Consider the following 18541-nt stretch of genomic DNA (forward strand, 5'->3'; position numbering starts at 1 on the left):
GGACGAGCGGGGCGGGAGGGCGACCTCCCGCCCCGCTCGCGTTTCGATCAGCTGCTCCCCATGTCCACCAGGATCAACGAGTTCCACCACGCGTAGAGCTTGTCGAGGTCATCGTTCGTGGTGACCTTTGTGGACAGCAGGATGCCCGCCACCAGGTCCTTCTTCTCGGTCCACACCAGCTGGGCCGGATCGCCGAGGTAGCAGGTCAGGTACTCGCCCGGGACCGGGTTGCGGACCTCCGCGCGGTAGTACGTGCCCCAGATCTTGGGGTACTTGATGGGGCGGCACGCGCCTTGGGCGTCGTTGCGGGTGAGGCCCTGCGTCTTCACGATGTTCTGGAAGAACGCGTCCATCGCGGCGGCGTCGGCGAAGCGGAGGAACCGCGCGCCGGTCGGCTCCGCGAACCAGACGTTGCCGATCTTGACGTCACCGACCGTCGATCCGCCGCACTCGACCGCCGCGGCCGCTCCGGCGGGGGGCGCGGCGTCGACGCACGTGCGGTAGATCGGCGGCAGCGCGGCGTACAGCCGCTCGTCGTGCGGGGGCTTCGATGCCGAAGTGGACGGTGATTCAGCCGTCGTTTCCGTGGCCGGTGCCGGAGAATTGCTGGTCGTCGTGGGCCTGGTCGGGTCCGGCCCGGCCGTCTCGGTCGTCCGGTCCCGCGTCACGACGTAGGTGATCACCAGCGCCACCACGACGATCCCGGCCAGCGCGGCACACAGGGCGATCCAGCGGTTCCGCTGCGATTTCGGCGGCTGCACCGGCGGCGCGGCCGGGGTCCGGGGCGGCGGCACCGGGCCGGTGAACCGGGCCGGGTGCGGTGCCGTCGGGACCGGCATCGGCCGCGGCGGGGTGATCGGTGCCGGCTGCGGCACGTAGCCCGGCAACGTCTTCTGCCACGTCGGGATCGGCGGTGCCGGTGCGGTCACGGCCGCCCGGACGGCGTCGGCGAACGCCCCCGCCGTCGGGTACCGGTCCGCCGGGTTCTTCGCCATCCCGCGCGCCACCACGGCGTCCAGCGCCACCGGCAGGCCCGGGCGCGCCCGCGAAAGCACGGGCGGCGGCGCGGTCAGGTGCGCGCCCATCTGCGCGGCCGCGCCCTCCGCCGGGAACGGGCGGTGCCCGGTGAGGCACTCGAAGAACACGCACGCCAGCGCGTAGACGTCGACGAGACCGGTGATCGGGGCGTCGCCGAAGCGTTCCGGCGCCATGTAGTCGAGGGTGCCGATCACGTTGCCGGTGCCGGTGATCGACGTCCCTTCGGCGGTCATCGACCGCGCGATGCCGAAGTCCACGAGGTACACGAAGTCCGCGCCCGTCACGAGCACGTTCGACGGCTTGACGTCCCGGTGCACCAGGCCGTCGGCGTGGGCGGCGTCGAGCGCGCCCGCGACCTGGGCCACGATCGCGGCGGCCCGCACGGGGTCGAGCGGCCCGTCGGCCAGGAGCTCCTTGAGGTCGCGGCCCTCGACGAGCCGCATGTCGAGGTACAGCCGGCCGTCGATCTCGCCGTAGGCGTGGATCGGGATCACGTGCGGTTCCCGCAGCCGCGCGACGATCTGCGACTCGCGGCGGAACCGCGCGCGGAAGGCTTCGTCGGTGACGAAGGGCTCGGACAACAGCTTCAGCGCGACGACGCGGTCGTGCGCGGTGTCGTAGGCGCGGTGCACCTCGCCCATGCCGCCGCGGCCGAGCAGGCCTTCGATCCGGTACGGCCCGAACTGCTCCATCGTTCTCCCCAAGCCCCCCGGCCTGTTTCCCGTCTTCGGGCCGACGCAGATGTTAAGCGGCAGGTTCCCCGTAACGGCGGCGAAGTCATCCAACTGTTGAGCACGTATCCTGGGGATTGTGAGCACGCTCAGTAACACACGCACGTCGGGGGCGGCGGCGGCGCGCCTCGCGGCGGGGACGCTGGCGCTCGGCGCCGCGACGCTCGGTTACGCCGTCGGGATCGAACGGCGCCGCTGGACCCTCCGCACCGCCGAACTGCCGGTGCTGGCGCCCGGCTCGCGGCCGTTCACCATCCTGCACGTCTCGGACCTGCACATGCTGCCCGGGCACCACAGCAAGCAGCGCTGGGTCGCCGCGCTCGACGAGCTGAACCCGGACCTGGTCGTCAACACCGGCGACAACCTGTCGCACCGGACGGCCGTCCCGGCGGTGCTGCGCGCGCTGGGCCCGCTGCTCGACCGGCCCGGCGTGTTCGTCTTCGGCAGCAACGACTACTACGCGCCCAAGCCGAAGAACCCGGCCCGCTACCTGATGCCGCAGGGCAAGAAGAAGCGCATCCACGGCACCCAGCTCCCGTGGCGCGACCTGCGCGCGGCGTTCGTCGAGCACGGCTGGACCGACCTCACGCACGTCCGCCGCACGATCGACGTCGGCGGGCAGCGGGTGTTCGCGGCCGGCGTCGACGACCCGCACCTGCGCCGCGACCGCTACGCCGACATCGCGGGCCCGGCCGACAGCGGCGCGGCCGTCCGCCTCGGCGTCACGCACTCGCCGGAGCCGCGGGTCCTGGACACGTTCGCCACGGACGGTTACGACCTGGTCCTGGCCGGCCACACCCACGGCGGCCAGCTCCGGCTGCCGGGGTACGGCGCGATTGTCACCAACTGTGACCTGGATCGCAGCCGGGCTCGCGGTGCCTCGCGCTGGGGGGCGCACATGTGGCTGCACGTGTCGGCCGGTCTGGGGACGTCGCCGTGGGCGCCCGCTCGGTTCGCCTGCCCGCCGGAGGCCAGCCTGTTGACGCTGGTCCCGCGCGGATCGGGGTCGAACGAGCCGCGAAAGGCAGCCCCCCGCAAAGCCCGCGACAGCGTCCGCTAGACTTCTCCACGACCCGTTAAGCAGTACTTCGGGGTGTGGCGCAGCTTGGTAGCGTGCCTCGTTCGGGTCGAGGAGGTCGTGGGTTCGAATCCCGCCACCCCGACGAGAGCGCCGAGAGGGCCGGTGTGTTGGCGGAAAACGCCAACCATGCTGGCCCTCTCGGTGTTTTTTGGGGTCGAACCCCAAACCCCGCCGGGCGGCTTCGCCCCCGGACCCCCGCGCGTCCCGGCTATCGCGTTGCCGTCACCTCGACCCAGCACTGGCTGAAATCCCCGTCACCACCGCGGGTCCACACCCACGCCGAGCGGGCCGCGCTGGCCAGCTGGTCGCGGTCGCGGGCGAAGGCCGGGTCCGCGATCGCCGTGTCGAGGCGGGACTCCACGTACTTCGCCAGGTCCCGGTAACTCATGTCCTCGCGGTACTTCGCCCGCGACGCCACCTCCGTGAACCCCGCCCGCACGCACTCCTCCGCGATGTTCCGGCCGGCGAACGGGTTGCCGCCCGCCCGGCGGCGCAGGAGGTAGTGGCCTCTCAGCGCCGCGTCGACGTTCGCCGTCTTCGGGCGCAGCCTCGCCTTGCTCCAGTCCGATGTGGACAACGCGAGCTTCCCGCCGGGCCGGAGCACCCGGCGCAGCTCGGCCAACGCGTCGGCCGGAGAAGAGAGGTGCTCGAACAACGCGTGCGAGAAAGCCACGTCCACGCTGCCGGACGCGAACGGCAGGTCGTACGCCGACCCGACCACGAAGTCCACTGTGGACCTCCCGGCGCGGCGGGCCGCCTCGCGGGCGAGGACCACCTGGCCCGCGTCGCGGTCGACGCCCGTCACCCGGGACTCCGCGGCCAAGCCCAGCGTGATCGAGCCCGGACCGCAGCCGAGGTCGACCACCCACATGCCCGGCCGGAACAGGGGCTGGGCGAACGTCGCCCGCTCCGCCGCCGTGCGCGCGGACATCATCGAGACCGCGTCTGCACCGTAGCCCGGCGCGTAACCCTCCAGCACCCCGCACACAGTACGGCCAGAAGGTGGCAGGATCGAGGGGTGAGCACGCAGTCAGCCAACCAATATCCGCCCGCGGTGGTCCCGGACCGGCTGTTCGACGACGCCGAAGCCGAAGCCCGCTGGCGCGCCCGCTTCCACGCCCCGCGCATCTTCGCGCCCGAGTGGGCCCGCGACGCCCCGGAAGCCAACGTCTACGCCTCCAACGCCAGCGGAGTCTGGGAGGTCTACGCCTGGAACCGCGCGACGGACGAGCACCGCCGCGTCACCGATCGGCCCAACGGCACCCTGCACGCGAGCCCGTCCCCGGACGGCGAGTGGATCTGGTGGTTCGACGACACCGACGGTGACGAGTTCGGCTCCTGGGTGCGCGAGCCGTTCGCCGCGACCGAGGGCAGCAAGCCGGAGAAGGCGGTCCCGGACGTCCACGACGGCTACCAGGCCGGGCTCGAGATCGGCGCGAAGATCGTCGCGGTCGGCGTCTCGACCGACGACGGCAGCGAGCTGTTCGCCCGGATCGGCGGCGAGACGCGCCGCTTCTACAGCCACCCGGACGACGCCGGCATCGCCGCCCTGTCCCGCGACGAGACCCTGCTCGCGATCTCGCACTCCGAGCACGGCGACTCGCGCCACCCCGCGCTGCGGGTGCTCGCGACCGACGGGTTCGAGGCCGTCGCCGAGAAGTGGGACGGCGAAGGCAAGGGCCTGTCCGCGCTCGAGTTCTCGCCGCTGCCCGGTGACCAGCGGCTGCTGGTGGTGCACGAGCGCCGCGGCCGCGAGGAGCTGCTGGTCTGGGACGTCCGGGCGGACACCGAGACCGAAATCGAGCTGGACCTGCCCGGCGAGGTCGTCGCGGGCTGGTACCCGGACGCGCGCGCCCTGCTGGTCGTCCAGTTCCACGAGGGCCGCAATTCCTTGTACCGCTACGACCTCGACACGACCGAGCTGTCCACTCTGGACACACCGGCCGGCCGGATCGGCGAGGCGGGCGTCCGCCCCGACGGCACGGTCGAGTACTCGTGGTCCAGTGCCGCCGAGCCGGCCGCGGTGCGCGCGCGGACCACGGACGGCACGGACTCGATCCTGCTCGAGCCGCCGGGCGAGCGGGCGCCGGGTTCCGAGCCGGTGACCGACGCGTTCGTCGAAGGCGTCGGCGGCCGGATCCACGCGCTGGTCTCGCGGCCTTCCGGGGCACCGGATGGCCCGCTGCCGACGGTGTTCTCGCTGCACGGAGGCCCGCACGCGGCGGACGAGGACCGCTTCTCCGCCTACCGCGCGACCTGGCTCGACGCCGGGTTCGCCGTGGTCGAGGTCAACTACCGCGGCTCGACCGGCTACGGCTCGGCCTGGCGCGACGCCATCGAGGGCCGTCCCGGCCTGACCGAGCTCGAAGACGTCGCCGCGGTGCACGACTGGGCCGTCCAAACCGGACTGAGCGACCCGGCGAAGTGCGTCGTGAACGGCGCGTCGTGGGGCGGCTACCTGTCCCTGCTCGCGCTCGGCACCCAGCCGACGCGGTGGGCGGCGGGTGTCGCCGGGGTGCCGGTGGCGGACTACGTCGCCGCGTACGAGGACGAGATGGAGCAGCTGCGCTCGTTCGACCGCGGGATCTTCGGCGGCTCGCCGGAGGACGTGCCGGCGGTGTACCGCGAGTGCTCGCCGATCACCTACGTCGACGCCGTGACGGCGCCGGTGCTCGTGCTGGCCGGCGACAACGACCCGCGCTGCCCGATCCGCCAGATCGAGAACTACCTCGACCGGCTCGGCGGCCGCGACCTGCACCACGAGTTCTACCGCTACGACGCGGGCCACGGTTCGCTGGTGATCGCCGAGACGATCAAGCAAACGGCGATCGAGGTCCACTTCGCGCTGCGGGCCCTCGGCCTGCGCTGACCCGGGCACGCACTTCCACGGGGAAGCGGCTTCCCCGTGGAAGTGCGGCTCAGCGTTCGGAGTGCAGGACGCCGCCGGTCGCCCAGTGGTCGGCGCCGATCTCGACGAGCGTCACCTGGACGCCCTCGGGCTTGCCGCCGCAGGTGCGGATGAACGCGTCGGTCAGCTCCCGGACCAGGGCGCTCTTCTGGGCCGGGGTCCGGCCGGGGAACATGGCAACGCTGATCATCGGCATGGACGCAGCCTAGAGCCCCCGGTTCACCGTCTGAAGCTTGGTGACGGCGGCCGCGTCACCTTCGAAGCCGAGGTGGACGGCGTCCCGGCCGAAGACGAACAGCAGCAGGTCGACCGGTTCGCCGACGACGGTCACCGGATCGGGCCCGGTCTTGACGGCGGCTTCGCGGCCGTCCTTGGTGCGCAGCGTCACGCCGACGGGTGACTTCCGGAGGTTCAGCTTGGCGGCCTGCTTCGCCGACTTCCAGGCGGCGGCGTCCCGGACCGGGTCCGCGGGCCGCGGCTCCCAGCCGTCCTGCGCGCGCCGGACGTCCTCGTGGTGGACGAGGAACTCGGCGGTGTTCGTGAGTTCGTCGAGCGGGCCGATCGCGGTGGGCCAGAACTTCGACGGCCCCCGCCGCACCTGCTCGACCAGGGCCGTCCACGGCTTGGCGGCGTAGCGGTCCTGGACTTTCTGCGTGTACCCGGCCAGCGCGGGGACGACGATGCCCGGAGCGGCGTCCGCCCGGTGCTCCCGCACGACGAGGTGCGCGGCGAGATCGCGCGTGGTCCAGCCTTCGCACAACGTCGGCGCGTCGGGCCCGAGTTCATCGAAGAGCGCGCTCAGCGCCCGGCGTTCGTCAGCAGCGACACCCATGTGAGCGAGGTTACCCGCCGGTAGACGGCCTTGGCGACGGGAAGAGACGCCGGGCACGTGTCGTTGCTCCTGACGTGAGCCGACTCTTCAGCCCGATCACCGTCCGCGGCCTGACCCTGCCGAACCGCGCCTGGGTCTCGCCGATGTGCCAGTACTCCGCCACCGACGGCCTGCCCGGCGACTGGCACCTCGTCCACCTCGGCCAGTTCGCCGCCGGCGGCGCGGGCCTGGTGTTCACCGAGGCGACCGCGGTGACCCCCGAAGGCCGGATCAGCCCGCAGGACACCGGGATCTGGTCCGACGAGCAGGCCGAGGCGTGGCGCCGGATCGTCACCTTCGTCCACGGCCAGGACACCGCCATCGGCATGCAGCTCGCCCACGCCGGCCGCAAGGCCTCGACGCGGCGGCCGTGGGAAGGCGCCGGCAGCGTCCCGCCCGAAGAGGGCGGCTGGCCGAGCGTCGGAGCGGACGCCCAGCCCTTCGGCAGCTACGCTCCCGCGCGGCCGCTCAGCACCGACGAGGTCGCCGCGCTGCCGGAGGCCTTCGCGCGGGCGGCCCGCCGGGCCGTCGACGCCGGTTTCGACGTCCTCGAGCTGCACTTCGCGCACGGCTACCTGGTCCACCAGTTCCTGTCGCCGCTGTCGAACACCCGCACCGACCGCTACGGCGGCGACTTCGACGGCCGCACCCGGCTCGCCTTGGAGATCGCCGACGCGGTGCGCGCCACCACGGACGTCCCGCTGTTCGCCCGCCTCTCGGCCACGGACTGGACCGAGGGCGGCTGGACGGCCGACGACTCGGTCCGGCTGGCGAAGCTGCTGGCCGAGCGCGGGATCGACCTGATCGACGCCTCCTCGGGCGGCAACACCCCGCACCCGGACATCCCGGTCGGCCCGGGCTACCAGGTGCCGTTCGCCGAGCGCATCCGCACCGAGGCCGGCCTCCCGACCGGCGCGGTCGGCATGATCACCGACCCGCAGCAGGCGGAGGACATCATCGCGGGCGAGCAGGCCGACGCGGTGTTCCTCGCCCGAGCACTGCTGCGCGACCCGCACTGGCCGCTGCGCGCGGCGAACGCGCTCGGCGCGGACGTGCGGTGGCCCGACCAGTACGCCCGCGCCAAGTCCTGGCACTAGTGGTGGAACGCGGTCGCCTTCGCCGGATCCTTCGGGCGGCCGCCTTCCTCCGCCAGCTCCGGCAGCACCCGCCCCAGGTCCGCCAGCAGCAGGTCCGCCAGGTCGTGCGTGAAGCCGTTGCGGACCACGACGCGCAGCACCGCCAGGTCCGTCCGGTTCTCCGGGAACGTGTACGCCGGCACCAGCCAGCCGCGCTCGCGCAGCCGGCGGGACACGTCGAAGACGTCGAAACCCGCGTCCGGGTGGGTCGTGACCGCGAACACCGGTAGCTGGTCGCCCCGCGTCAGCAAGGAGAACGGCCCGAGGGCCTCGATGCCGGAAGACAGGTGCATCGCGACGTCCCGGGAAGCCTGCTGCACCGCGCGGAAACCTTCGCGGCCGAGCCGGACGAACGTGTAGTACTGGGCCGCGACCTCCGCGCCGGGGCGGGAGAAGTTCAACGCGAACGTCGGCATGTCGCCGCCGAGGTAGTTCACGTTGAACACCAGCTCGGACGGCAGCGCGGCCTTGTCGCGCCACAGCACCCAGCCGACGCCCGGGTACACCAGCCCGTACTTGTGGCCCGACGTGTTGATCGACGCCACCCGCGGCAGGCGGAAGTCCCACTCCAGGTCCGGGTCGAGGAACGGGGCGATCATCGCGCCCGACGCGCCGTCGACGTGCACCGGGATGTCCCACCCGGAACGGGACTGCAGCGTGTCCAGAGCCGCCGCGATCTCCGCGACCGGCTCGTAGCTGCCGTCGAACGTCGAGCCGAGGATCGCCACCACGCCGATCGTGTTCTCGTCGCAGCGGGCCACCGCCTCTTCGGCCGTGAGGTGGAAGCGGTCGCCGTCCATCGGGACCAGCCGGGGCTCGACCTCCCAGTACTCGCAGAACTTCTCCCAGCACACCTGGACGTTCGCGCCCATCACCAGGTTCGGCTTCCCGGTGCGGCCGAGCTTCGACCAGCGCCGCTTCAGCGCCATCCCGGCGAGCATGCAGGCCTCCGACGACCCGGTCGTCGAGCAGCCCATGACGTCCGTGGGGTCCGGTGCGTGCCACAGGTCGGCGAGGATGTTGACGCAGCGGCGCTCCAGCTCGGCCGTCTGCGGGTACTCGTCCTTGTCGATCATGTTCTTGTCGACGCACTCGGCCATCAGCTCGCGCGCCTGCGGCTCCATCCACGTCGTGACGAACGTGGCCAGGTTGAGCCGGGCGTTGCCGTCGAGCATCAGCTCGTCGCGCACCAGCTGCAGCGCGGTGTCCGGCGGCACCGGGTCGTCGCGCAGCTTGTCGTGCGGCATGACGAACGACGCCGCGAGCGCCGGGTTCGTCCCGGCGTAGAACGGGTTCGTCCCGGCCGCGCGGTCCGGGCTGTCGGCGTTCCCCTGATGCAAGACCATGCCACCGAACGTACTAACCCTGGCAACGCGAAAGGGGCCGCTCCGTCCGGAACGACCCCTTTGGCGGGAAAATCAGGCCTGCTGGGCCTGCCACATCCAGTGCGCCTCTTCCAGCGCCCGGGTGATCTCGATCAGCAGGTCCTGCGTCACGAGGTCGCTCTTGTCGGTCTCGTCGATGCGCTGGCGCAGCCGCTCGATGAGCGCGGCCAGGATGTCGACGATCGCGGCGACCGTGGACTCGACCGACTGCCAGTTGTCCGGGTACTCGGGCACGCCGGAGCTCTCGACGACGGTCTTGGCCTTGCCGTTCGGCGAGATGCCGATGGCGTTGGCGCGTTCGGCGACCTCGTCGACGTACTGGCGCGCGGTGTTCACCAGTTCGTCGAGCTGCAGGTGCGCGCTGCGGAAGTTCGACCCGACGACGTTCCAGTGCGCCTGCTTGGCGATGAGGGACAGGTCGACCAGGTCGACCAGCGTCGCCTGCAGGGCGTTGCCGGTGATCTCCTTGTCGGCCTCGGAAAGCGGGCTCTTGATCGGAGACTTGCTCATCTGCGGGTGATCCTTTCCTCGTACTGGTTCGGACCGGGGTGCCGGGTCAGACGGTGGCGGAGAGCGCGACCTCGATGTTGCCGCGGGTCGCGTTGGAGTACGGGCACACCTGGTGGGCCTGCTCGACCAGCTGGTCGGCCTGCGCCTGCTCGAGCCCCGGGAGGGAGACGTTCAGCGCGACGCCGAGGCCGAACCCGACCTCCTGCTTGAGCACGCTGACCTCGGCGGTCACGGTCGAGCCGGACAGCTGGACCTTGGCCTGGCGCGCGACCAGCTGCAGGGCGCTGTGGAAGCAGGCGGAGTAACCGGCGGCGAAGAGCTGCTCGGGGTTGGTCTTGTCCCCACCAGGGCCGCCCATCTCCTTCGGGATGGCCAGCGACTCGTCGATGACGCCGTCCGACGACGTCACTTCGCCGTTGCGGCCGTCGCCGCGCGCCGTTGCCACCGCGGTGTAGATCGCCTGACCCATGCTCAGCCTGCCTTCTGTCGCGGACGCTCCCCAACGAGCGTCTCACTGGGCACAACATCCCGCACCTGCGGAACGGTGCCCCCACATGGCAGGCATCACGTCGTTTTATTACCCGGCGGCCACCAGGCGAAACGTCATGCGTTGCGCGTCACCGCGAACTCGGCGACCTGCCGCCCGATCAGGCGAAGGGTGCGGACGCTCTTCTCGTCCGAAGCGCTGCCGCCCTCGTCGAACTTGGTCTCGGCCGAGTTGATCGAGCCGCCCAGCGGGGTGGCCCAGCCGCGCAGCGCGTGCGTGATCGTGCGGAGCTGTTCGAGCGTCGTCACCGCGGCCTGCCAGCCGTACGCGACGGCGGCGAGGCCGACCGCGCGGCCGTCGAGGTAGGGACGGCTGTCGTCCCGCAGGTCCTCGACGTAGTCCAGGGCGTTCTTGACCAGGCCGGACAGCGCGCCGTGGTAACCGGGCGAAACGACGATGAGCCCGTCCGCCTCCCGGATCGCCTCGACCAGCCGGGTGGCGCGCTCGTTGCGCTCCGGGACGCCGGCGTCGTAGAACGGGAGCACCAGCTCCGGGCCGTTGATCAGCCGGGTCCGGACGCCCGCCTCCGCGGCGCCGTCGAGCGCGATCCGCAGCGCGCGTTCGGACTGGGAGCCGTCGCGCAGAGAGCCGCCGATCCCGAGCACGTTGACCGTCCTGGCTGAAGTCACGTCTTCCAGGCTAACCCCTCTAGTTAACTGGAGGACCAGACTCTGGGACCGAGGCGCCGGTCACAGCTGGACCTGTTACCTACTGATTAGTAACGTCACCGTCAGCCCCGACGCTGATGGAGGAACCATGGCGATCCCGCTCCCGGTCCGCGCCCAGGCGGCCGCGTCCCAGCTCGCGTTCTGGCTGCCCACCCCGGTGCGGCGGGCGGTCGCCGGCCGGGCCGTCCACCTCGACGGCCAGGACCTCGCGCTCGACGCCCAGCTTCTCCTCCGGCTGCAGAGGATCGCTCGAGCCGAGCTCGTGCAGGGCTCGGTCGAGCGGTCGCGGGCCCTGCTCGACGCGGGCCGGCACCTGGTCAGCGGCCGGCCGATCGAGCCGGTCTCGGTGCGGGAGATCGCCGTGCCGACCCCGGACGGCGACGTTCCGGCGACGTTGTACACGCCGGTCGGGCTGCCGGAGAAGTCCCCGCTGCTGGTGTTCTTCCACGGCGGCGGCTGGGTGATCGGGACGCGGGCGAGCCACGACAACGCCGTCCGCTTCCTGGCCAAGCACGCCGGGGTACGGGTGCTGTCGATCGAGTACCGGCTGGCCCCGGAGTTCCCGTTCCCGGCGGCGACGGAGGACGCGCTGGCGGCGTTCGAGTACGCCGTGGCGAAGGCGAGCGACCTCGGCGCGGACCCGGCCCGCATCGCGGTGGGCGGTGACAGCGCGGGCGGCAACCTGGCGGCGGTGACGGCCCAGCAGGCGGTCCGCCGGGGTGGCCCGGCACCGGCCTTCCAGCTGCTGATCTACCCGGCGACGGACTTCGCGCGGCGCTACCGCTCGCAGGACCTGTTCGCCGAGAACCTGTTCCTGACCGACGTGCACATGAAGTGGTTCGAGGGGCACTACGTGCCCGAGGGCACGGACCTGACCGACCCGCGGCTGTCGCCGTTGCACGCGGAGGACCTGAGCGGCCTGCCGCCGGCGTTGGTGGTGACGGCGGGGTTCGACCCGTTGCGCGACGAGGGCGAGGCGTACGCGGAGAAGCTGCGCGAGGCGGGGGTCGACGTGGCGCTGCGGCGGCACGAGGACCTGATCCACGGGTTCATCAACTTCACCGGGGTGGGGACGCGGTTCCGGGAGGCGCTCGCGGAGACGGCGGGCGCGCTGCGGCAGGGTCTGTCCAAAGTGAACTGAAGGAGCCCGGGGCGCCGCCGGAGCCCGGCGCGGAGGAATGTCCGCGCCGGGCTCCGGGCCCCCGGTTTTCCTGCGGTGGTTACGAACCCGGTACGGGCAACGGCGGCACCGGCAGCGGCGGCACCGGCAGGCCGCCGAGCAACCCGCCCAGGATCCCGGTGACGGCGGCCAGCAGGGCCTTGACCAGGTCGCTGACGATCTTCAGCGGTCCCGGCAGGTCCGGCAGCGACGGGATCGGCAGCGGCAACGGCGGCAGCTGGCGCGCCTTCGCCGTCGGGTCGGCCAGCAGCCGGGTGGACTCGTCGGCGCGGCCCTTGGCCAGGCCGGCCAGCTGGCCGGTCTCGGTCTGGACCGTGTAGCGCTTGCCGGCCGCGATGTCCGCGAGCACCGGGCTCAGCCGACCCAGGTCGGTCCGCGTGGCACCGACGTCGCCCGCGTAGGCCACCTTGGTGAGGTCGTCACGCATCTGGAGCACCTGCGCGGCGAGGGCCTGGGTGCTGGAGGAACCCTTGCCCCCTCCCGGGCTCGCCGACGCGATCCCCGCCGTCGCCGCCACCAGCAGACTGCCGGCAGCCACCAGGGCGATGACTCGCCCGAACTTGGCTTTCATTCCCTACCTCCTGGCCTCGAGACCTGACGGGTTAAATCGATACCCCCCGTGTCGGAGATGGGCCACCCGATCACCGGTTCGGGAGGTTTAACACCCTTACGTGCCGGATTTGAATGTCCCGAACTGGCCCGCATTGGATTAACCGCGAAACCTTGCTCATCCCCCTGAAGATCATCCTGACCGATTCCGAGGATCACTGCTGGTAGCATCTGTCCACTATGGAACGTCCGGGTAACCCACACGAGTGTAAACAGTGATCATTTAGCTTCATCACTCCGGCGGACAGCGTGTCCCGACTGCTCCAGATGGGGCGTCCCCCACGCTCTCACCGCCACCCACACGGTTTCCCCCCGAGGTGGACGCGGGAATGCGAAATCAATTCCGGAATTCAGAGTGGCAGTCCCGCGTCCAGGTGGGCGACGGCCTGATCGATGACCTCGAGCGTGTCGGCCTCCGCGTCCGCTGCGGCGCCGAGCAACGCGGCCAGCACCACGCCGACCACCGCGCCCGCCCAGTTGCGGACCGCGAAGTCGTCCGCGGCCCGCCCGGTGCGCCGCGCGGCCAGCCCGGCCAGCAGGTCGATGCCCTCGGCGAACTTGTCCATCACCGCGCTGCGCAGCTCCGGCTCGCGGAACACCAGCGCCTGCCGCTGGCGCTCCCGCTCCCACTCGCCTTCGGGCAGCTGCTCGCGGATGAAGCCCATCGTCGCCCGCAGCGCGCCGATCGGGCTCAGCCCGGGGTCCTGCGCGGCGGCGGCCTCGATGAGCACCGGGTCGAACGGGTCGTAGAGCACGGTCGCTTCCTTCGTCGGGAAGTACCGGAAGAAGGTGCTGGGCGAGATCTCGGCCGCGGCCGCGATCTGGTCCACGGTCGTGGCGCTGTACCCCTGCTCGTGGAACAGCCGCAACGCGTGCCGCTGGATCGCGGCACGCGTCCTGGCCTTCTTGCGCTCTCGCAGTCCCGTGGGTTCAACCGGCGACGACGTCATGCTCCGATTCTCGCGGCTGCGCTCCCGCGGCCGCCCGTGCGGGCAGGAACACCGCCGCGAGCAGCGCCCCGGCGACGGCCAGGCCGGCGCACACCCACAGCGTCGCGGCCATCCCGTCGGTGAACGCGGCCCGCGCGGACGCGGCCAGCGAAGGCAGCCGGAGCTCCTCCGCGACGGCGACCGCACCGGACGCGCTGCCGCGCACGGCGTCGGCGACCGGCGCGGGCAGGCCCGTGACGTCGACGCCGTCGCGGTAGCCGCCGTTGAGCACGGTGCCCAGCACCGCGACGCCGACGGTGCCGCCGACCTGCCGCAACGCCTGGATCAGCGCCGACCCGGCCCCCGACCGGCCTTCGGTGAGCGCGCCCATCGCCATCGTCATCAGCGGCGGCAGCGTCGAGCCGGTGCCGAGGCCGATCACGAGCTCCCAGCCGACGGTGGCGCCGTACCCGCCCGACGGCGACGTCGTCGAACCCCAGGCCAGCCCGGCCGCGAGCAGCACGAACCCGCCCGCGACGACGACTCGCACGCCCAGCACGGCGACCAGCCGCTCGGCGCCCTTCGCCGCCACCAGCATCCCGCCGATCAGCGGCAGCAGCCGCACACCGGTCTGCAGCGCGTCGGCGCCCTGCACCGCCTGGAACAGCTGCGGCAGCACGAACAGCAGTCCCATCAGCGCGAAGGACGCCAAGGTGGCCAGCACCGCACCCCAGACGAACCGCGGCTCGCGGAACAGCGCGAGGTCGGTCAGCGGTTCGGGCACCCTGGTCTGCGCCCAGCAGAACACCGCCACGAGCGCGGTGCCCGTCGCGATCAGGCCGTAGGTCAGGGGATCGCCCCAGCCGTGCTCGCCGGCGTGGACGAACCCGTAGGTGAGCGCGAGCAGCCCGGCCGTCGAGAGCGCGATGCCCGCGAAGTCGATCCGGCTCCCGCCCGCACCCGGGGTCAGCGGCACCAGGAACAGCACCGCGACGACACCGACCGCGGTCAGCGGGACGTTGATCAGGAAGACCGAGCCCCACGCGAAGTGGTCGAGCAGCCAGCCGCCGAGCAGCGGCCCGAGCGGGATGCCGGCGAACATCGCCAGCACCCAGGTCGTGAGCGCCTTCGCCCGCTCCTCCGGCGGGAACAGGATGTTCAGCAGGGAGAGCGAGAGCGGGATGAGGAACGCGGCGGCGACGCCGAGCCCGGCGCGGGCGGCGATCAGCTCGCCCGGCGAACCGGCGCAGGCGCACCACAGCGAGGCCAGCCCGAACGCCGTGAGCGCGCCGAGCAGCAGTTTCTTCGGGCCGAACCGGTCGCCGAGCAGGCCAGCCGGCAGCAGCAGCGCGGCCAGCGCCAGCGTGTAGGCGTTGCCGAACCACTGCAGCTGCGTGGTCGTGGCGCCGAGGTCGACGGCCAGCGTCGGCACGGCGACGTTGAGCACGGTCAGGTCGAGCCCGATGGTCAGCAGGCTCACCGCGAGCGCACCGAGCGCCCACCACCTGCGTGGGTGCTGCTGAGTCATAGCGACCCCCAATTGATAGTAGCTACCAAGTGACAGTAGCTCTCATAATTTCCGGGCACCAGGGGTGCGGTGGCGGAAATAAGTTGCACGCGCGTACCACCTTGGGTTCTCATCGAAGACGTGCCTCTGCAGCCCTACCGCCGGGTGCTCTCCGTCCCCCGCGTTCCCTCGACGATGGCCCTGATGTTCCTGGCACGTCTGCCGATGACCATGAACGGCGTGCTGATGACGCTGTACATCGTCACCGTGCTCGGCCGGGGCTACGGCGCCGCCGGCCTGGTCGGCGGCTGCGTCACCCTCGGGATGGCGCTCGGTGCGCCGCTGCTCGGCCGCTGCTTCGACCGGTACGGGCTGCGCCCGGTCGTCGCGGTCTGCGGGATCGGCACCACGGTGTTCTGGATCGCCGCACCACACCTGCCGTTCGAAGCGCTCGCCGTGGTCGCGATCGCGGCCGGGATGCTCTCGGTGCCGGCCGGCTCACTGGCCCGGCAGGTGCTGGCCACGCTCGTGCCGATCGAGCAGCGCCGCGCGGCCTACTCGCTCGACACCATCTCGATCGAAGCGACGTTCATGATCGGCCCGGCCATCGGCATCGCGGCCATCACGACGTTCCCGCCGACGTGGACGCTGCCCGCGCTCGGCGTGCTCTTCGGCAGCACGGCGTTCCTGATCTGGCTGGTCGACCCGCCGATCCGCGAAGGCGCGGGCAAGGCCGAGGAGCTCGGGCCCCGGCCGCCGCTGCGGAGCTGGCTCACCGGACGGCTGGTGGGGACCCTGCTGATCGCCGGTGGCGCGCTGTTCGTGCTCGTCGGCACCGAGCTGGCGACCCTGGCCGCGCTGCGCGCGAACGGTGAGCTCGGCGTGACCGGGCTGGTCATCGCGGTGATGTGCACGGCGTCCATCACCGGCGGCATCGTGCACGGCGTCGTGAAGCGGTCGCTGCCGCAGGGCGTGCTGATGCTGCTGCTCGCGCTGCTGGTGATGCCCGTCGGCCTGGCGGACCACCCGTGGTGGCTGCTGACGCTGGCGCTGATCCCGACCAACCTGCTGTGCGCGCCGACACTGGCGGCCACGACCGAGACGGTCACCCACCTCGCCCCGGCGCAGGTCCGCGGCGAGGCGATGGGCCTGCAGGACGCGTTCACCCGGCTCGGCCTGGCGGTGGGCAGCCCGGTGGTCGGCTTCGCGATCGACCACTCGAACCCGGAGTGGGGTTTCGTGGCGGCCGGCCTCGGCGGCCTGGTGATCGCCGCGGCCGGCCTGCTGCGCCGCCGCACCCCGGCTCCCACCCCGGAGCCGGAGCTGGCCGAAAGCTGCCGCTAGACGAGTAATGCGTAAGGGCGGGTGGTGAACATCCGCACCTCTCGCGGGTGCTTCGTCGACGCGGACCGGCGGCCGGCAGCGCAAGAAGACCCCGACGTCGGACCCCCTTCGCGGCAGAGCTCTGCCGCGGCAGACGCTTCCAGATCGGCAGAAAAAATGTCCTCGCCGGACGGGCAGGCTCCGGGATGACCACGGGGAGCGCTTCCCTCTCACCTTCGCGGGTAACCCGCTGGGTGGTCATCCCGTCGCCTGAACGAGGCCTATCACTTTGAGCCGGGCCCGCAAGCTTGCGTCTTCACCCGCCTTCGCCCTGGGGTTGCGGGCCCGGCTCAAAGTGATTTGACGGCCTCAGGCGACGGGATGACCACCCTGCTCCTTGATTGAGGGCATCACCCGATCACTGACCGACTACGACCACTGACCGAGTTACGCACTACTCGTCTAGCCGGGGCCCACCCCAAGCGCCGAGTCGTCAGCTGCAGGCGGCGCGGAGGGCGTCGAGCTTCTTGACGTTGCGCTGCACCCACCGCGCCACCACGCCGGCGTCCTCGAAGCGTTCCTTCTGCACCTGGACGTACGAGTCGGCCATGCCGAGCAGCGCGTTCTTGACGTTCTGGTCCTGGACGTCACCCGCGAGCTCGCGCAGCCGCCGCTCCTTGTCCTCGGCGCGGGCCTTGAACTTCGCCGGGTCGACCAGCGGGTTCAGGTCCGCGAGCCCGAGGGCCTCGGTGCAGACACCCACCTTGTCGACGGTCTTCGACCCCTGGTCGACCGCGTTGCCGACCTCGGCGCACCCGCTCAGCAGCAAGCCCGCCGCGGCCAGCAACGCGGCCAGAGTTCCACCCCTCGTCATGGCGCCAAGGTACCGTCAGCCCTTGACGCAGACCACCTGCTTGAGGTGCGCCACGACCTCGACCAGGTCCGTCTGCGCACGGATCACCGTTTCGATGTCCTTGTACGCCGCCGGGATCTCGTCGACCACGCCCGAGTCCTTGCGGCACTCGACGCCCGCCGTCTGCGTCGCGAGGTCGTCGGCGGTGAACAGCTTCTTCGCCTTGGTCCGCGACATCCGGCGGCCGGCGCCGTGCGACGCCGACTGGAAGGACGAGTCGTTGCCCAGCCCGCGGACGATGTACGAACCGGTCCCCATGCTGCCCGGGATGATCCCGAGGTCACCCGATCCGGCGCGGATCGCGCCCTTCCGGGTGACGAGCAGCTCGACGCCGTCGTAGGTCTCCTCGGCGACGTAGTTGTGGTGGCACGAGATCGCGTCGTCGAACGTCACCTGCGGGAGCTCGTCGCGCACGGCCTGCTTGAGCAGCGCGACCATCGTGGCGCGGTTGCGCGCCGCGTAGTCCTGCGCCCAGAACAGGTCACGGCGGTAGGCCGCCATCTCCGGCGTGCCCGCGACGAACACCGCGAGGTCGCGATCGGGCAGGTCCGCGTTGTGCGGCAGCTTGCGCGCGACGGCCATGTGCCGCTCGGCCAGCTCCTTGCCGATGTTGCGCGAACCCGAGTGCAGCATCAGCCAGACCCGGCCTTCGTCGGCGCCACCCTGCTCGAGGCAGACCTCGATGAAGTGGTTCCCGCCGCCGAGGCTCCCGATCTGCCGCGCGGCCCGGTCGTGCAGCTCCTGGACGCCGGGGTGCAGCTCACCGAAGCCCTTCCAGAACGCGTCCCAGCCGCCGACACCGTGCACCTTGGCCGGGTTCACCGGCGTCCGGTGCATCCCGAAACCGACGGGAACGGCCTTCTCGATGCCCCGGCGCAGCTTGCCGAGGTCGTCGGGCAGGTCGCTCGCGGTGAGCGACGTCCGGACGGCGCTCATGCCGCACCCGATGTCGACGCCGACCGCGGCCGGCGAGACGGCGTCACGCATCGCGATGACGCTGCCGACGGTGGCGCCCTTGCCGTAGTGGACGTCGGGCATCACGGCGACGCCGTGCACCCACGGCAGGTTCGCGACGTTGTGCAGCTGCCGCATGGCCTGGTCTTCGACCGACGCGGGATCCGCCCACATCCGGATCGGGACGCGAGCCCCCTCGACAGCGGTGTACATGTTTCCTCCCCTGGAAAGCGTTTGGCGGTGCCCAGGAT

At 71.7% G+C, this 18541-nt stretch carries 18 protein-coding genes and 1 tRNA gene; 6 read left to right on the top strand and 13 right to left on the bottom strand.

The window, feature by feature from the left end:
- Positions 1-47: 47 nt before the first annotated feature.
- On the bottom strand, positions 48-1730 hold the full coding sequence (locus ABZX11_RS05210; RefSeq protein ID WP_354910069.1) for a protein kinase: 1683 nt from the start codon (positions 1728-1730) through the stop codon (positions 48-50).
- A 118-nt stretch (positions 1731-1848) separates the two neighbouring features.
- On the opposite strand from ABZX11_RS05210, the gene ABZX11_RS05215 reads away from it, so the two are divergent.
- Positions 1849-2829, top strand: coding sequence for a metallophosphoesterase (locus ABZX11_RS05215; RefSeq protein ID WP_354910072.1), 981 nt, complete (start codon positions 1849-1851; stop codon positions 2827-2829).
- Between the two features lie 29 nt (positions 2830-2858).
- Positions 2859-2932: transfer RNA gene (locus tag ABZX11_RS05220), tRNA-Pro, on the top strand.
- A 126-nt stretch (positions 2933-3058) separates the two neighbouring features.
- Here ABZX11_RS05220 and ABZX11_RS05225 read toward each other — a convergent pair.
- Positions 3059-3829 carry a methyltransferase domain-containing protein gene (locus ABZX11_RS05225; RefSeq protein ID WP_354910074.1) on the bottom strand — a complete coding sequence of 257 codons (771 nt, stop codon included), beginning with the start codon at positions 3827-3829 and terminating at the stop codon, positions 3059-3061.
- A gap of 39 nt (positions 3830-3868) precedes the next feature.
- On the opposite strand from ABZX11_RS05225, the gene ABZX11_RS05230 reads away from it, so the two are divergent.
- Positions 3869-5719: a prolyl oligopeptidase family serine peptidase gene (locus ABZX11_RS05230; protein WP_354910076.1), complete on the top strand. Its 1851-nt coding sequence runs from the start codon at positions 3869-3871 to the stop codon at positions 5717-5719.
- Positions 5720-5768: 49 nt separating this feature from the next.
- Here the strand turns inward: ABZX11_RS05230 and ABZX11_RS05235 are convergent, their stop codons facing one another.
- Together ABZX11_RS05235 and ABZX11_RS05240 are read right to left on the bottom strand one after the other, a co-directional pair.
- Complete coding sequence (locus ABZX11_RS05235) at positions 5769-5954, bottom strand: tautomerase family protein (RefSeq protein WP_176174273.1); 186 nt, start codon at positions 5952-5954, stop codon at positions 5769-5771.
- Positions 5955-5963: 9 nt separating this feature from the next.
- Positions 5964-6590 carry a TIGR03085 family metal-binding protein gene (locus ABZX11_RS05240; protein WP_176174272.1) on the bottom strand — a complete coding sequence of 209 codons (627 nt, stop codon included), beginning with the start codon at positions 6588-6590 and terminating at the stop codon, positions 5964-5966.
- A 74-nt stretch (positions 6591-6664) separates the two neighbouring features.
- On the opposite strand from ABZX11_RS05240, the gene ABZX11_RS05245 reads away from it, so the two are divergent.
- A complete protein-coding gene (locus ABZX11_RS05245; protein ID WP_354910080.1) occupies positions 6665-7726 on the top strand; it encodes an NADH:flavin oxidoreductase/NADH oxidase in 1062 nt (353 codons plus the stop codon).
- Here ABZX11_RS05245 and ABZX11_RS05250 read toward each other — a convergent pair.
- The 4 genes from ABZX11_RS05250 to ABZX11_RS05265 form a co-directional block, all read right to left on the bottom strand.
- Positions 7723-9111 carry a glutamate decarboxylase gene (locus ABZX11_RS05250; RefSeq protein WP_354910083.1) on the bottom strand — a complete coding sequence of 463 codons (1389 nt, stop codon included), beginning with the start codon at positions 9109-9111 and terminating at the stop codon, positions 7723-7725. The genes ABZX11_RS05245 and ABZX11_RS05250 overlap by 4 nt on opposite strands.
- 72 nt (positions 9112-9183) lie before the next feature.
- A complete protein-coding gene (locus tag ABZX11_RS05255) occupies positions 9184-9660 on the bottom strand; it encodes a DNA starvation/stationary phase protection protein (RefSeq protein WP_176174268.1) in 477 nt (158 codons plus the stop codon).
- Between the two features lie 46 nt (positions 9661-9706).
- Positions 9707-10129, bottom strand: coding sequence for an organic hydroperoxide resistance protein (locus ABZX11_RS05260; RefSeq protein WP_176174267.1), 423 nt, complete (start codon positions 10127-10129; stop codon positions 9707-9709).
- Between the two features lie 134 nt (positions 10130-10263).
- Complete coding sequence (locus ABZX11_RS05265) at positions 10264-10836, bottom strand: NAD(P)H-dependent oxidoreductase (protein ID WP_176174266.1); 573 nt, start codon at positions 10834-10836, stop codon at positions 10264-10266.
- Positions 10837-10963: 127 nt separating this feature from the next.
- Between ABZX11_RS05265 and ABZX11_RS05270 the strand changes: the two genes are divergently transcribed.
- Positions 10964-12016, top strand: a complete 1053-nt coding sequence (locus ABZX11_RS05270; protein ID WP_176174265.1) for an alpha/beta hydrolase — start codon at positions 10964-10966, stop codon at positions 12014-12016.
- A gap of 79 nt (positions 12017-12095) precedes the next feature.
- Here the strand turns inward: ABZX11_RS05270 and ABZX11_RS05275 are convergent, their stop codons facing one another.
- The 3 genes from ABZX11_RS05275 to ABZX11_RS05285 all read right to left on the bottom strand — a co-directional run bounded on the left by ABZX11_RS05275 (position 12096) and on the right by ABZX11_RS05285 (position 15121).
- A complete protein-coding gene (locus ABZX11_RS05275) occupies positions 12096-12626 on the bottom strand; it encodes a hypothetical protein (protein WP_354910091.1) in 531 nt (176 codons plus the stop codon).
- Positions 12627-13014: 388 nt separating this feature from the next.
- Positions 13015-13614: a TetR family transcriptional regulator gene (locus tag ABZX11_RS05280; protein WP_354910094.1), complete on the bottom strand. Its 600-nt coding sequence runs from the start codon at positions 13612-13614 to the stop codon at positions 13015-13017.
- Positions 13595-15121, bottom strand: coding sequence for a DHA2 family efflux MFS transporter permease subunit (locus ABZX11_RS05285; RefSeq protein ID WP_354910096.1), 1527 nt, complete (start codon positions 15119-15121; stop codon positions 13595-13597). The genes ABZX11_RS05280 and ABZX11_RS05285 overlap by 20 nt, the downstream gene beginning before the upstream one ends.
- A gap of 183 nt (positions 15122-15304) precedes the next feature.
- Here ABZX11_RS05285 and ABZX11_RS05290 point away from each other — a divergent pair, with 183 nt between their 5' ends.
- The gene (locus ABZX11_RS05290; protein ID WP_354910459.1) at positions 15305-16444 is read left to right on the top strand and encodes an MFS transporter; all 1140 of its coding nucleotides are present in this window, start codon (positions 15305-15307) and stop codon (positions 16442-16444) included.
- 472 nt (positions 16445-16916) lie between these two features.
- Here the strand turns inward: ABZX11_RS05290 and ABZX11_RS05295 are convergent, their stop codons facing one another.
- Both ABZX11_RS05295 and ABZX11_RS05300 read right to left on the bottom strand, forming a co-directional pair.
- The gene (locus ABZX11_RS05295; protein ID WP_176174261.1) at positions 16917-17297 is read right to left on the bottom strand and encodes a hypothetical protein; all 381 of its coding nucleotides are present in this window, start codon (positions 17295-17297) and stop codon (positions 16917-16919) included.
- A gap of 15 nt (positions 17298-17312) precedes the next feature.
- Positions 17313-18503 carry an RtcB family protein gene (locus ABZX11_RS05300; protein ID WP_354910098.1) on the bottom strand — a complete coding sequence of 397 codons (1191 nt, stop codon included), beginning with the start codon at positions 18501-18503 and terminating at the stop codon, positions 17313-17315.
- Positions 18504-18541: the final 38 nt, after the last annotated feature.

It is taken from the genome of Amycolatopsis sp. NPDC004169, assembly GCF_040610315.1.
GTDB lineage: Bacteria > Actinomycetota > Actinomycetes > Mycobacteriales > Pseudonocardiaceae > Amycolatopsis.